The organism is Alloacidobacterium sp., assembly GCF_035631355.1.
Lineage (GTDB): Bacteria > Acidobacteriota > Terriglobia > Terriglobales > Acidobacteriaceae > Alloacidobacterium.
Window position 1 is genome coordinate 1 of sequence record NZ_DASQIX010000093.1, and the last position, 14,765, is coordinate 14,765.

A 14,765-nucleotide genomic window follows, 5' to 3' on the forward strand; every position below is an offset into this window, starting at 1 on the left:
CTTCAGCATGTCGTCGTTCAGGAAACTGATCAGTTTCGCAGCCTCAGCACTTCCCTCTTTGAACTCGATGCCCGCATACACGTCTTCCGTGTTCTCGCGGAAGATCACCACATCCAGCTTCTCCGGATACTTCACTGGGCTAGGCACGCCCTGGTAATACTTCACTGGACGCACGCAGGCATACAGGTCAAGAATCTGCCGCAGCGCCACGTTCAGCGATCGGATGCCGCCACCCACCGGAGTCGTCAGCGGCCCTTTGATCGACACGCGCAGATCGCGCGCCGCATTCACCGTCTCATCCGGCAGCCAGGTTTTGAATTCGCGGAACGCCTTCTCACCCGCATAAACCTCAAACCACTTCACCGAGCGCTTGCCGCCGTAAGCCTTCTCCACCGCGGCGTCAAACACACGTTGCGATGCCCGCCAGATGTCGCGCCCCGTGCCATCGCCTTCAATAAAAGGAACAATCGGATGGTCCGGAACCTGATATTTTCCGTCCGCATACTTGATTGCCTCGCCATCCGTGGGCAAGGGCTTCCCGTTATATGTCTTCTGCATGTACCTGGATATCTCCCGCCAAGATAAGAAAAATGAAGACTGCAAGAATGATTCCCTTTGAGGCTACCATCCGCTGAATACGAGTGGCAATTCGATGTACCGCAGAGCGCTCACCACCGAATTGTCATCCTGAGCGTAGCGGAACGCAGTGAAGCGAAGTTGAAGGACCCGCACAGTAGGTGCGCCGCACGCCTTGCGCAAGCAAGGCCCTGCTTTCGCCTCGGCCAGTAAAAAAGATGAGAAATAAGATCGTCTTGCTGGTTTGCTGAGGCTGTAGCCACAACAGCTACCCTAATACAGGAGAGAAGAGTCCTTTCGCCCGCGGAATATCTCTCCTAATTTACAGAAAAACCAGACTTGAAGCTGTTTTTGTACAATTCTCGTGGAATCGATACCATGCGACTACTCAAACTCCTGCCCGCCCTCGCAGTCTGCCTCCTCTTCCCTGCTCTCAGCTTCGCGCAATCATCTTCGACGCCGCTCAAGGTAGCCATCTATGGCCTCGAGCACGGACACATCGCCGGTTTCCTGCACCAATTCCCACAGCAACATGAAGTCGAGCTTGTCGGCATCGTCGAATCCGACAAAGCATTGGCCAACCGGTATCAGCAGGAATTCCACCTCGATCCCGGTCTCTTCTACAACACGCTCGACGAAGTCGTAGCCGCGAAGCATCCGCAGGCCCTGCTCGTCTACACATCCGTCGGCGACCACCGCAAAGTTATCGAAGCGGCAGCGCAACACAACCTCAGCGTCATGGTCGAAAAGCCCCTCACCATCTCACTCGACGACGCACTCGCCATCCGTCGCGCTGCTCGAGCGCACCACATTCATGTGCTGGTCAACTACGAAACCACCTGGTACTCCAGCAACAAAGCCGTCTACGACCTCATCAATCAGGGTAAGCTCGGAGACGTTCGCAAAGTCGTCATCCACGACGGCCACGAAGGCCCAAAGGAAATCAACGTCCAGCCGGAATTCCTGAAATGGCTGACGGACCCGGCGACCAACGGCGCCGGCGCGCTCTACGACTTCGGCTGCTACGGCGCCGATCTCATGACCTGGTGGATGCACGGCAAAACGCCCATCAGCGTCACCGCCGTTGCACAAACCGACAAGCCCGACATCTACCCACACGTCGATGACGACGCAACCATTATCCTTCGCTATCCGGGCGCGCAGGCCGTGCTCATGCCTTCATGGAACTGGACCTTCTCGCGCAAAGATTCGGAGATCTACGGCAACAAGGGCTACGCCATCACCGTTGGTCTCAATAAACTGCGCCTTCGCTATGTAGGAGAAAAACAGGAAAGCGAAATCACACCCGACCCGCTCACGCCACCGCAGGACGGCTCGCTGCACTATCTCGCCGCTGTAATGAACGGTACGCTGAATCCCGACGGCGACCAGGCATCCCTCGACACCAACATGATCGTGATGCAGATTCTTGACGCTGCCCGCGAATCCGTCCGCACCGGCCAGACAGTAAAGCTCAAACCACTACCAGCAAATTAATCAAGCATTGTAATCCTGAGCGGAGCGCGAAGCGCGCAGTCGAAGGACCCGCACCGTAGGTGCGCTTCTCGCCTTGCGCAAGCAAGGCCCGCCCTTTGCATTAATCAGCACGAAAAGCGGGTGCCCCATCCCTATCGCGCTTTTTGCGATAGGGATGGGAAACCATGAACCCAAATCAAACCCTACACAATCTGCTGCACCCGCTTCGCCGCCGAGTCATACATATCGCCGGCTGAGTCAAGCGCATCCTCAACCGCGCCTCTTCCCTTCTTGTAAGCCTTGCCCGCGCGGTCTCCGATCATCTCCGCCGTATCTTTTACATAGTCCGAAGCGTCTTCAAGCTTGCGACGCACCTGCCGCCTCGTGCGCTCGCCCGTCTGCGGCGCATAGAGCAGAGCCACTGCCGCGCCCGCCGCTACTCCAATTGCAAAAACCGTCCATAATTTCGTTGCATTCATCACTCATCTCCAGCGATTGACGTTACCTGCAATAAGATACGCTCCTTGTCTGGCAGGTTGCAGTCGACCTGAATCCGGTTCCCTCGTCCATTAAAATAAACAGGATAGATTGGTTCGGCGCGTACATTGAGCGAACAGAAGACAGCCATCATTATTGGAGCCGGCCCCGCCGGCCTTACCGCCGCGCTCGAATTCCTGCGCCGCTCCAACGTCCGGCCCATTGTCCTCGAAGCCAGCAACGAAATCGGAGGCATCTCCCGCACCGTGCGCTACAACGGCAACCGCATGGACATCGGAGGTCATCGTTTCTTCTCTAAATCCGACCGTGTCATGAACTGGTGGACGGACCTGATGCCCGTCTGCGCACAAACAAACGATGAAGGCGACCACTCGATCCGCTACCAGAACAAAGAGCGCACAGTTTCAGCAGCCGAACCAGTAGCCGATCCCGACCTCGTCATGCTCGTCCGTCAGCGCAAGAGCCGCATCTACTTCCTCCGCAGCTTTTTTGACTACCCACTTAGTCTTAGCGGCACTACAATCCGTCAGCTAGGCGCGGGGCGGATGGTCAGGATTGGCATCGGCTACCTGCGCGCCCGGCTGTTTCCGCGCAAGCAGGAAAAAACCCTCGAAGACTTCCTCATCAACCGCTTCGGCAATGAGCTTTACCGCACTTTCTTTAAGTCCTACACAGAAAAAGTCTGGGGCGTTCCCTGCAACCAAATCAGCGCAGCTTGGGGAGCGCAGCGCATCAAGGGCCTGTCGCTGCGCACTGCCCTCGCGCATTTTTTCAAAAAAACCTTCAGCCGCAAGCAGTCAGCGGACATATCGCAGAAAGAAACCGAAACTTCGCTCATCGAAAAATTCCTCTATCCCAAGTACGGTCCCGGCCAGCTTTGGGAATATGTAGCAAAGTTAGTTACAGAAAAGGGTGGATGCGTCCAACTCGGCTGGCGCGTCACCAAGCTGCATGTTCAAGGCAACCGCATCACCACAGTCGAAGCCACCAGCCAATCCGGAGAAACAATCCGCATCGAAGCCGACTACGTCTTCTCCACCATGCCCGTGCGCGAGCTGATCAACAGTCTCGATACGCCAGTGCCGCAAGACATACGCGCCATCAGCGACGGCCTCATCTATCGCGACTTCCTCACTGTCGGTCTGCTCGTCAACAAACTTTCCGTAGCAGAACCCGACGGCTCACCGCTAAAAGACACCTGGATCTACATCCAGGAGCCCGACGTGCAGGTAGGCCGCCTGCAAATCTTCAACAACTGGAGCCCCTACCTTGTAGCCGACCCCGGCAAAGTATGGATCGGCCTCGAATACTTTTGCTACGACACCGACGACCTCTGGCGCATGTCCGACGACCAAATCAAGCAATTCGCCATCGCAGAAGTCGAAAAGATCGGCATCCTCAAAACATCCGACGTGCTTGACGCCCACGTCGTCCGCGTGCCAAAAACCTATCCCGCCTACTTCGGCACCTACGACCGCTTTGACGACATCATCCACTACATGGACCGCTTCGAGAACCTCTTTCTCGTAGGCCGCAACGGCATGCACAAATACAACAATCAGGACCACTCCATGCTCACCGCCATGACCGCCGTCGACAACATCATTGCCGGCAACATGGACAAAAGCGGCCTGTGGGAAATCAACACTGAGCAGGAATACCACGAAGAGAAAAAATAAGCCTCTGTATCCCACCTGAATTGTCATCCTGAGCGGAGCGCGCAGCGCGGAGTCGAGGGACCCGCACCGAAGGTGCGCTGATTGCCTTGCGAAGCAAGGCCCCGGTTCGCATCGATCAGCACGAAAATGGGTGCCCCATCATTCGCGAAGCGAAGGGTAGGAAAGCACAACCCTGATCCAGCCGTCATAGGTAAAACTGCATCTTCAGTTACTCCGTGCTATCAAAATAAAATGCCGATTGAACTCGTTCCCATCACGCCGGAAAACGCTCTTCTCTTTAAAGAAGTCCGCCTCCGCGCACTTAAAACCGATCCCTCCGCTTTTGGCAGCACCTATGCAAAAGAATCGCTGCTCGATGATGCGGGATGGATTCAACGCATCCGTTATTGGGGAGAGTATCGCACTGGCTTTCTCGCGCTAGACGGCGATCTTCCATGTGGCATGATTGCTGTGTTTCCTGACGAGGACAATCCCGGATGCGCCCAACTCATTTCCATGTGGGTCGCGCCGGAGCATCGCCAGACGGGTCTCGGACGCCATCTCATTGACGCGGCCAAATCCTGGGCTGCATCTCATGCTTTTCGCGAATTACGCCTCTTTGTAACGTGCATCAATAAAGGCGCGATTGAGTTTTACATTCGCAACGGCTTCGCAAAAACTGGCAGGGTTCAGCCCTATCCCAACGATCCGAATGTCATTGAATACGAAATGGCAACTGCTCTCACGCCTCCCAGAACAGCGTATCCTGTAGAGTGACCCCGCGCGGACAACTCCTTGCCCTCTTCTTCCTGCTCTGCACTATAACCGTATCGGCCCAGCAGTACCCAGCCGACAAGCCACTCGGGGCATCCGCGCAATCCACCCCTGCCTATCTGAAAAACGCAGGCATTGATCAAAATCTAAACCACGCACTTCCGCTCGCCGACCACTTCCGCGACGAAAACGGAAACGACGTAGCCCTGGGCAGCTACTTTGGCCAGCGTCCGGCAGTCATGGCCCTTGTTTACTTCAAGTGTGGAATGCTCTGCCCGCAAGTCCTCCACGGCATGGGTGCTGCTCTCAGGCAAACCGGTCTGCATCCCGGCGGCGACTACAACATCATTGTGGCCAGCATCGACCCCAGTGATACACCCGCCGATGCCCTCGAAGCCAAACAGCACTTCGTATCAATGCTCAACGACCCTGAATCGGCCAACAGCGTCCACTTCCTCACCGGACAGCAATCCTCGATCACCGACCTCGCTCAGGCCACCGGTTTCCACTATGTCCGCGTTCCCGGCCCCGACGGCAAGATGGACCAGTTCGCCCACTCCAGCGTCATCATGATCGCGACCCCCGACGGCCGGATGTCTAAATACCTCTCCGGAGTCGAATACCAGCCGCGCGACGTCCGCCTCGCCCTCGTCGAAGCCAGCAACCACAAAATCGGCTCCTTCTCTGACCTCGTCCTCATCTATTGCTGCAACTACTCCCCCACCCAGGGCAAATATACCGTCGCTGTCCTGCGCGTCCTCAGCCTCGCCGCAGCGGCATCAGTTCTTGTGCTTGCTTTTGTGCTTTATTTCTTAGGAAAGAAACCGAAACCGGCCCTATGAACGATGCCCTCCGCGCCGAACTGATCCAACTAAAGGATCACGACCTCAAAGTCCGCCAGCGCTTACTCGACGAAGGGAAACTGGGTGGTTTCTACATCCCCGAGATGGAAGCTGTCCACCGCCAGAACGCCGCGCGCCTCCGCGAAATTATCGCCGAACACGGCTGGCCACACGAAGAAATTGCTGGAGAAGACGGCGCCAAAGCAGCCTGGCTCATCGCCCAGCACGCCATCGGCGAACCCGATTTCCAGCGCCAGACATTACAACTGCTCCAAAAGCATGCCGCCGAAGGAAAACTCCCTGCATGGCAAGCCGCCTATCTTGAAGACCGCATCGCAGTACAAGAAGGCCGTCCACAGCGCTACGGAACACAATGGTTCGACGACATCCGCGACGGTCTCAGCCGCCCGCTTCCTCTCGAAGACCCTGACCGCGTCAACGAACTCCGCAGCGCCGTCGGCCTCAACCCGCTACACCCGATCCCACCACCCGGTCCGGACCTGCCCGAAGAAATCCAGACGCAGGAACAAGCAAACCGCGCCGCATGGGAAGCATGGTTCGTAAAAGTAGGCTGGCGCAAGCAATGATGAATAAGAAAGAACCATCCCAAGAACGATGTCATCCTGAGCGTAGCGAAGGATCTGCTTTTTCTCTCTTCCAATAACCGTGCCGCAGAAAAGCTTTATGCAGAGAACGTGTGATGCATCACTTTACCGTGCCGCCCGCACAGGTTTCTTCTGCCGTGGTTTCGCCTCAACCTGCACCGAGTTGCCTGACTGCAAATCCATCCAATCATCCAGCCGCGACTTCTTGAACCGCCACCGGTTTCCCAGCTTGAACGCCGGAATAAAGCTCTCCGAGGCATACTTATAGAGCGTGTCCGGACTGATTCCCAGATAGTCCGCCGCCTGCCGAATATCCATCACTTCCCGAATCTCAATGCGCGCAACCGCTGTTCTCATTAGAAGGCCCTCCAAAATGAATCAAGAACGCGCGGGCGAAGACAGTTTTGGCCCGGCCCTGTGCTTATACCTATCTCTGAGGGTTTAAGCAAGAAATTTCCGCAAATCATCGGTTCTCTTCGGGTTTCCTGCGGTAAATACTGGCCTTTATCCCAGAAACCATTCAGCCATTAACAAACTTGATTCCAAATGCAGCCTGCTTCAAGCGATACACAAACACTATTGTCATAACAAACAGAAAAGGCTAGGCATAATGTCTAGCCTTCCGAATCAGTAGCTGAACCAAAACCTAAACCTTAGGCTCAAGTCCACTCAAAATTTCCAGGAAATTATCCGTCACCGTCCGGTTCTTTGAAATCGCCTCGGCAATGGGAATGTCCTTGATCTCGGTTCCCCGCAGCACCACCATCCTCCCAAAACTCCCTTTGTGGACCAGATCAATCGCCGCCAGTCCATACCGCGTCGCCAGCATCCGGTCATAGGCCGTCGGAGTGCCGCCGCGCTGCGTGTGTCCCAGGTTCACCGACCGCGTCTCGTACCCGGTCTTTTCCTCGATCAGCTCAGCCAGCGCCTGCCCAATCCCGCTCAACCGCGCATGTCCGAACGAGTCCAGTTTCGCGCCCTGCACGGCCTGCGCGCCGCTCGGCAGCTTCGCGCCCTCGGCCACCACCACAATGCCGTAATTCTTCCCGTGATCGTGGTTGTACTTCAGCAGCGCGCATACATGATCGATATCAATCGGCTTTTCCGGCACCAGCACCACATGCGCGCCGCCCGCCACGCCGGACGTCAAAGCAATCCAGCCCGCATCGCGCCCCATCACCTCGCAAACGATCACGCGGCTGTGCGCCTCGGCCGTCGTATGCAGACGGTCAATCGCCTCGGTTGCAATCGACACCGCCGTGTCAAACCCGAAGCACGCGTCTGTGCCATACAAATCGTTGTCAATCGTCTTCGGAACACCCACGCCCGGCACGCCCGCCTGCACCAGCGCATTGGTCACTGACTGTGTATCGTCGCCGCCGAGGGCAATCAGCGCATCAATTTTGTTGGCCTTCAGCGTGGCCACGCACTTCTCAATGCCGCCTTCAATCTTGCGAACATTCGTGCGCGACGTGCGCAGAATCGTCCCGCCCTGGTCCAGAATCCCGTCAATCGTCTCCAGCGTCAGCGGCATCGTCGTATTGTCCAGCACGCCGCGCCAGCCTTCAGTAAAGCCGACAAACTCGTCGCCATAGTGAAGAATTCCCTTCTTCACCACCGCATGAATCACAGCATTCAATCCAGGACAATCACCGCCGCCCGTAAGCAAACCAACTCGCATCTCTTCTTTCTCCTGCCTTCAAAAAATGAAAATGGGGATCGTTCTTCGAAACAGTTCTCAGCACGATGATAATTGCCGCGCGCTCCCGGTTACAAATTGCGCCGGGTATCCGACATCTGTACGTGTGTGGGTTTACAGCAGCAGAGGCACTGCTATTGAGGGCGCAATAGTGCTCTGAGTGGACTTAACAGCGAGACAGATTACAGTGTTGCCGATGCTGACTTCGACATCATCTGTGATTAGCTTAATCAGAACGCATTATCTCATCTCGACATACAATGAAACGGCAGCCCCAGTGCGAAGGATTGAGGCTCGGCCCAACTGTGGGAAATAAACGAAAGAGCAAATCGAAGAAACGACCAACGAAGAGTCCTAAAGCTATAGGAACCTCCATCCAACGGAATGGCGCAGGGGGCCAAGTTGACAGACCGACCTGGCGTCCCGAATCACCTCAGATAAGACAGAGCCGACCGCTTCGGGAAAAAGTGTCTCGTGCAATAACGTGGAGCTTAGTTATTGCGGGAATCATCAGCATCCCTGTGACATTGATAACTTTTCTCGGAATGTTTGGAAATTTCGCCAATGCCATAAATATTGACGCTCAATCACCCGTTCGCACCTACCTTCCCGGAGAATCATCCATGAGGCCCGAATTTCACGGAGACGCTCCATCTAGTACGTTCAGAGGCTTGAATACTACTAGCTTTACGCTTAGGTATGTCCACGCATATTGCATAAGTCCATATACAAAGTATGACGGCAACCGGCCCGTACAAGTCACTAACCCAGACGGCAGCGAGGTTGATCCTGCCCGCATGAGGACAGGGGATTCGAGGACTTACACGCTTGCACCCGGCGACTCCTTTACTTTTCAGTGCACACTTGGATTTATCGGTGATCCAAAGAACCTCCCATTCCCAGACTATTCTGCGATTCCCGAATACTCAAAAATGCGCGTGATTGTCTACTATAGGGTGCTATGGCTTATACCTTGGCACCGTCGATTCCGGTTTGAAACAGAAAGGAACGAAAAAGGAGAGCTTCTCTGGAACCAACGACCTGAATAAAAGATATATCCAATGGGCGAGGAAGGACCTAATCGCAATATCCCCGAAAAGCAGGCTTCAGCGCTTGATCGGCCCACTTGCTTTCTGCGCAATACACCACATCCATTTAGTCCGCCCGCAATAGTGCTAGCATACCTCTCAAGCCGACATGCCGCGCAGCGCAGTCAAACCTAGCAAACCCTCCGCCCAACTTACGAAAATCCTGTCGCTACTCGAGAAGCGCTACGGTCGGCTTAGAGCGCCGTATCCCACAGACCCTTACGAAATGCTGCTGCACCGCAACTGCGGCTATCCGCAATCCGACGAGCGCTGTGACAAAGGCTTTCGCGCGCTGAAAGAAAAGATTGGCCTCGCCCCCGACTCCATCCTCGCCGCGCCTGACGACCGGCTGCGCGAAACCATGCGTTCCAGCGTCATGAAGCCGGCGCTCAGCGCCTTTCGCCTCAAGGAAATCGCCGCGCGCGTCCTCGACGAATTCGCCGGCGACATGAGCGCTGTTCTGAAACGTCCTATGCCCGAGGCAAAAAAGTTGCTGAAAAAATTCCCCACCGTCGGCGACTCCACCGCGGACAAGATTTTGCTCTTCACCAAGACCGCACCCGTTGCCGCAATTCCATCGAACTGCGTTCATGTGCCTCTGCGCCTCGGCTTCGGACGCGAAGCGAAGAACTGGGCCGCCAGCTACCGCTCCGCGCAGACGGACCTCGACGCGCAGCTTCCCTCAACCTGCTCCGCGCGCCTTCGCGCCTACCTGCTTCTGAAACAGCACGGCCAGGAACTCTGCAAACTCTCCCATCCGCTGTGCAGCCAGTGCCCGCTCGCTGCCCTCTGTCCGTTCTATCTGGGTTCGCACAACCTCTAGGTTTCGCAGCGCCAACACGCCCAGAATCCTGTCAAGACTGCCCTGAATTTCCTTGCCGTGGCGCAATTTGGCGCTATCGCAATGGACAGATGCGAGATATATGTCATAAAGCAAATTTCAAATTCCGTGGGAAAGCTCCCGGCTGGAGGCGGGAAATGGAGCTCTACGATAAGCGATTTGCAATCCGCAGCAATCCTGATAGGACATTCGATAGCATCTGCATGCATTGTTTCAGAACCGTAGCAACGTCCAGCAGTATCGTTGAGCTTCACGCGCTTGAACGGAATCATGTTTGCGACAGAGACCTGATTAAGGAAAGCAATTTCCGCTTCTTTCCCTCCCTCGGACGACAAGCGCGCGCGGGATGTGACACGAGTCATATCCTGCGCCATCGCTGACAGTTCCTATCTTTTCCTGCGCACTTTTTCTACTGAAGCACCTGGCTTGAGTGAGGACTTCTGGCCTCGTTTTGCCACCGTATTATTCTTCACTGACTCCCCGAAAACCTCGCTATCGACCACACTCAGAACGACGCCGTCTATCCGGTTATCCAGAGTCCGATACGGCGTGATACGCAGAGTGCACCAGTCGCTGTCCTGATCCTGAACTCTATACTGCTTCGCCTGTACTTGCTGGATCACATCCAGCATCATCTGTTCCAGGTTTGAGACATCAATCTTCAGCTTGAGCCGGGGTATAGGCCTGCCCACATCGCTGGCCATCAACCCAAGCATTGCCGTTGCCTGCGGGGTAAAGCGGCGAACGCTGAGATCAGCTCCCACCATCACCATCGGCAGGTTAACGCTGTTCAAAAGGTTCGTCAGGTCGTTGTTTAACTGCGTCAGCAGCTCGTTTCTGTGCTGCATCTCTTCGTTGACCGTATGCAGTTCTTCGTTGGCTGATTCCAGCTCTTCCTTTGAAGTCTGCAGCTCTTCATTGGTGCTCTGTAGCTCTTCGTTCCCCGACTGAATCTCTTCGTTCGCCGACTGCAATTCTTCGTTGGTGGCTTCCTGCGTTTCAATAATCGATTGCAGATATTCCTTCGTTGCCGCTAACTCCTGCTTCAGCTGCGCCACCTGTTTGTCTCTTTCCGACTGCTCGGTTGCCGTGAGCGGTTTCGGCGGCAGAACATTCCCGTCAGACGGTTCCAAGTCGGCAACATGAAGCTCGAAGACAATCAGGAAGCTGTGTTGGTCCTGGACTGGCGTTTTGAACGGGATGACGCGTACCGTCGCCTGCCTCGTGTGCCCATTGCTTTCGACATGCACATTCTCCCGCTTGGCTTCGACGCCATTCTTGCGCGCCTCATCGATAGCGCTTTGCAGCTCAAAGAGCAGGCCTGGTCGCGCCATTTTCAGCAGGTTCAGGCTGGCTTTGCCTGTCGGAAGTTCAAGAAAAGTGCCGGTGCGTCCGCGGCTTTGCAAAATCTCAAGGTGCTCGTTAATCACCACCGCCGGAGGCGTATAGCGGGCCAGCAACAGGCGATCCGCTTCCCGTTGCAACTCAACAGGCGCCTTGGTTGTGTCCGGCGGCTTGACAGGGGGCACCGAAGCTTCGGCCCCTTCCACATCATGTTCCGGATGTCCAACTGAAAACCCGAACGTGACGGGCGTGGTAACCAGTTTCTTGCGATAGATTTTCTGTTTTTTATCGGCCATTTCAAACAACTCGGAGCCGGCTCCCAGCAGCCCTTCCGTGCTGCCGATCATCAGAAAGCCAGTTGGATTGAGAGCATAGTGAAAGATGGGTATGACTCTCTTCTGCAGTACCTGGCTGAGATAGATCATCACATTGCGGCAACTTACCAGGTCCATGCGGGAAAAAGGCGGATCGCTGAAGACATTCTGCGTAGAAAAAATGCAAAGGTCCCGAATCATTTTGCTGATCTGGTAACCGCCGTCGGACTTATGGAAGAAGCGGCGCAAGCGCAGAGGATTTACATCCGCCTCAATGCTTTCCTTATAGACTCCTGCGCGGGCACGCTGGATCGCGGTCTCGCTCAGGTCCGTGCCAAAGATTTGGATGGGGACTTCTGTCCGTTCTTCACCCAGAAACTCCACCAGCGAAATGGCGTGCGAATATGTCTCCTCTCCAGTCGAGCACCCCGGCACCCATATGCGAATCGGCGATGCCGCGGCGCGTGCGGCAAGGATGGCCGGATATACAAGCTGCTTAAGCGTGTCGAATGCATCGGGATTGCGGAAAAAGCTGGTCACATTAATCAGCAGGTCCTGATAGAGCGCATTCACCTCAGCGCGGTCGCGATGCAGCAGCGCCACATATTCGCTGACCTTTTCGATCTTGTGCAGGGCCATCCTGCGTTGGATGCGCCTGCCAATGGTGGGCGGCTTGTATTCGGAAAAATCGACTTTGGTGGCGCGGCGCAACAGGCGAAAGACCTGGGCCATATATACATCAGTGCCCTTTTCATCTTCCTCGGCCGGTTCAAAATAAGGGCCTGCGACATATGGATGCTGGCGTATACGCGCAAGCTCTGAAGCAATGCCTTCCGGTGGGAGAACAAAATCCACGCACTCCGCCGCAATCGCACTTGCGGGCATGCCATCGTACTTGGCTGAACTCGTATCCTGGGCAAAAGTGATGCCGCCTTCTCCCTTGATCGCCGTTAACCCCAGCGTTCCATCGGAAGCTGTCCCTGAAAGAATCACACCAATCGCATTGCTGCCCTGGTCCGATGCCAGCGAACGGAAAAAGATGTCAATCGTGGTATTCACGGAACGTGGTTCTTCACGCTTCGAGATATGCAGTGTGGAATCGCTGATTGTCATGTCCTGGTTTGGCGGGATGACATAGACCCGGTTGCGTTCAAGCTGCATCTTGTCTACTGCTTGCAGAACCGGCATCGATGTTGACCGCGCGAGTATTTGCGAAAACGCGCTCTCCCGTGTTGGATCCAGATGCGGCACAAAAACGAAAGCCATGCCGAGCTCCGGCGACAATGCCTTTAATAAAGTTGTAAAGGCTTCAAGACCGCCAGCGGATGCTCCAATTCCGACAATGGGAAATCCGCTTCTGTGACTTCCTTCGGTATGGGAAGGCTTGACAACTTCTTTCTTAGTCCGGCTCGGTGTCGTTCCGATTTCTTTGCGGTTTCGTTTTGAGGTTTTCATAGCATGGGACCATGAGTTCCTGGATTGCAGATGGGAAAATCTATCGTTTTCCGCCTGAAAGGAGGGAACAGAAGAAGAATTATAGCTCCGCGGCGGCAAAGTATTCGGATTTAAGCTATTTCCTGCAAAATTCGGGACAGCCAAGGCTACAGCTTTTCACCATCGGGCATCCCACCTAAACAGGAATCCGACCATTACTACGACTTGCCGGATTGTTTGACTGGGCTGGAGGACCTGAAAACCGAGACCGAGCCTCCGGTTTCAGGCGGCAGGTCTTATATTACTTTCCTTACGTCGATAGATTCGACGACTGCCGGACACTGAGGGACCCCTATGAGGGACTCAATTGCCACCTGGCAACAGGTCGATACAGCGCTATCCAGGTTGCTGGTTATCGAAGCAGAAATCGGCCTCACCTTTACACAGGCCGCCAATGCCGCAAATTCCACGGGCGAATGCCTGCATAACCGCCGACTGGCGCGGCAGGCTTACGACAATGCACGAAACTGGATGCGTCGCGCCAGATTGGATGATACGGACGCCAAAGCGCTGTGCAGCAAACTGGAACTGCTGGGAAACGAACTCTGCCGGTTAGGCGATCCGGTTGGCAAATCGTGCAGATCAGGAAAACCGGCTTAATGTTGTCTAACGTCCAAAGGTGAAAAGTCGGGGGGTGAAGCTCTGAGTGGTTTTAATTGCTTCAACTCATTGCAGTTTTGCATGAGTTCGTCCAGGGCCAGCGCAGCCTCCTCAAGGAGGATCGCGTGGGCCGCTCTGAGACGCTCAGAGACCTGGATAAGGTCTTCAGCTCTGGTACGATTTCCGGTCATATGGGCGCGCTCATTCAGGTGTTTGCCATTTCGACCTGACCAGTGCGAATTCAGCCATACGTCCAGGTCGCGGGTATTGGCGATGACCGGACTTTTATGATGGATTCCCTTAGGTCTGCGCACCGGAAGATCGAAGTTCCGCTCCCATCGCTGGACGGTGCGTACCCCCTTGCCCAGATATCGGGCGATGTCCTTCCAGCATGTGAGGAGAGATGGATCGTTTGAATCCCTATTCAACTTCATCAGAAGTGTCCCAACTTCTTTTACAGAATATCTCAGACAAGATGCTTATTTTATCTCTTTGAATATAGGAACCATTTTGCAGAACATCGGGATGTTCCATCCTGTCACGGAGTTAACGACAAAGCCTGTTCTAAGCCTGGAGTGGGTATGAGAGCCCATATCCCATAGTTGAAAAACCCGAGGTGCCCAGCCAAAGCAGAAGTAATAGGCAGGATGACATTGCCAACTTACCGTTTCGTAAGTGCATGGCTCTAGCCATGCCGAATGCAGCACAAAATAAACGGGCTTTAGCCCCTGAGGTAAAAGTATTTGAAACCACTTTCCGGCTTCCTGCACCTCGCAGAGAATCTGAAAGCAAACCACCTGTCGGATGAATTCGCAAAACCTTGTCAAGCCCTTGCGGTCGTGGAAATCTCCTAACCTGCACATTCCAATCAGCAAAAACTGCCGCTAATTTGGCCGATAATTATGCCCTGAATTGCTACAATAGAAGTAGAGAAAAAAAGCCCGCCAACCCGGCGG

The 14,765-nt window shown here is 54.9% G+C and carries 13 protein-coding genes; 8 read left to right on the top strand and 5 right to left on the bottom strand.

What is annotated here, in order from left to right:
* The coding region (locus tag VEV40_RS16625) for an isocitrate/isopropylmalate family dehydrogenase (protein ID WP_324833936.1) at nt 1-558 on the bottom strand (558 nt) is incomplete at its 3' end.
* A gap of 396 nt (nt 559-954) precedes the next feature.
* On the opposite strand from VEV40_RS16625, the gene VEV40_RS16630 reads away from it, so the two are divergent.
* Nucleotides 955-2,073 (top strand): Gfo/Idh/MocA family oxidoreductase, encoded by a 1,119-nt coding sequence (locus VEV40_RS16630; RefSeq protein ID WP_324833937.1) that lies wholly within the window; start codon nt 955-957, stop codon nt 2,071-2,073.
* 182 nt (nt 2,074-2,255) lie between these two features.
* Here the strand turns inward: VEV40_RS16630 and VEV40_RS16635 are convergent, their stop codons facing one another.
* Nucleotides 2,256-2,531 carry a YtxH domain-containing protein gene (locus VEV40_RS16635; RefSeq protein WP_324833939.1) on the bottom strand — a complete coding sequence of 92 codons (276 nt, stop codon included), beginning with the start codon at nt 2,529-2,531 and terminating at the stop codon, nt 2,256-2,258.
* Nucleotides 2,532-2,657: 126 nt separating this feature from the next.
* On the opposite strand from VEV40_RS16635, the gene VEV40_RS16640 reads away from it, so the two are divergent.
* The 4 genes from VEV40_RS16640 to VEV40_RS16655 all read left to right on the top strand — a co-directional run bounded on the left by VEV40_RS16640 (nt 2,658) and on the right by VEV40_RS16655 (nt 6,411).
* Nucleotides 2,658-4,229, top strand: coding sequence for an NAD(P)/FAD-dependent oxidoreductase (locus VEV40_RS16640; protein ID WP_324833940.1), 1,572 nt, complete (start codon nt 2,658-2,660; stop codon nt 4,227-4,229).
* Nucleotides 4,230-4,460: 231 nt separating this feature from the next.
* On the top strand, nt 4,461-4,985 hold the full coding sequence (locus tag VEV40_RS16645; protein WP_324833942.1) for a GNAT family N-acetyltransferase: 525 nt from the start codon (nt 4,461-4,463) through the stop codon (nt 4,983-4,985).
* Nucleotides 4,982-5,824 carry an SCO family protein gene (locus VEV40_RS16650; protein WP_324833944.1) on the top strand — a complete coding sequence of 281 codons (843 nt, stop codon included), beginning with the start codon at nt 4,982-4,984 and terminating at the stop codon, nt 5,822-5,824. The genes VEV40_RS16645 and VEV40_RS16650 overlap by 4 nt, the downstream gene beginning before the upstream one ends.
* Nucleotides 5,821-6,411 (top strand): DUF6624 domain-containing protein, encoded by a 591-nt coding sequence (locus tag VEV40_RS16655; protein ID WP_324833945.1) that lies wholly within the window; start codon nt 5,821-5,823, stop codon nt 6,409-6,411. The genes VEV40_RS16650 and VEV40_RS16655 overlap by 4 nt, the downstream gene beginning before the upstream one ends.
* Nucleotides 6,412-6,534: 123 nt before the next feature.
* On the opposite strand, the gene VEV40_RS16660 is transcribed toward VEV40_RS16655, so the two are convergent.
* Entirely contained in the window at nt 6,535-6,786 is a 252-nt protein-coding gene (locus tag VEV40_RS16660) for a helix-turn-helix domain-containing protein (RefSeq protein WP_324833947.1), read from the bottom strand.
* A gap of 289 nt (nt 6,787-7,075) precedes the next feature.
* Nucleotides 7,076-8,110: an ATP-dependent 6-phosphofructokinase gene (locus tag VEV40_RS16665; protein ID WP_324833949.1), complete on the bottom strand. Its 1,035-nt coding sequence runs from the start codon at nt 8,108-8,110 to the stop codon at nt 7,076-7,078.
* Nucleotides 8,111-9,325: 1,215 nt separating this feature from the next.
* Between VEV40_RS16665 and VEV40_RS16670 the strand changes: the two genes are divergently transcribed.
* On the top strand, nt 9,326-10,039 hold the full coding sequence (locus VEV40_RS16670; protein WP_324833951.1) for a hypothetical protein: 714 nt from the start codon (nt 9,326-9,328) through the stop codon (nt 10,037-10,039).
* A 404-nt stretch (nt 10,040-10,443) separates the two neighbouring features.
* On the opposite strand, the gene VEV40_RS16675 is transcribed toward VEV40_RS16670, so the two are convergent.
* Nucleotides 10,444-13,170 (bottom strand): chemotaxis protein CheB, encoded by a 2,727-nt coding sequence (locus VEV40_RS16675; protein ID WP_324833952.1) that lies wholly within the window; start codon nt 13,168-13,170, stop codon nt 10,444-10,446.
* 333 nt (nt 13,171-13,503) lie between these two features.
* On the opposite strand from VEV40_RS16675, the gene VEV40_RS16680 reads away from it, so the two are divergent.
* Both VEV40_RS16680 and VEV40_RS16685 read left to right on the top strand, forming a co-directional pair.
* Nucleotides 13,504-13,809 carry a hypothetical protein gene (locus VEV40_RS16680; RefSeq protein ID WP_324833953.1) on the top strand — a complete coding sequence of 102 codons (306 nt, stop codon included), beginning with the start codon at nt 13,504-13,506 and terminating at the stop codon, nt 13,807-13,809.
* 56 nt (nt 13,810-13,865) lie between these two features.
* Nucleotides 13,866-14,039 (top strand): hypothetical protein, encoded by a 174-nt coding sequence (locus VEV40_RS16685; protein ID WP_324833955.1) that lies wholly within the window; start codon nt 13,866-13,868, stop codon nt 14,037-14,039.
* The last annotated feature ends 726 nt before the right edge of the window (nt 14,040-14,765 follow it).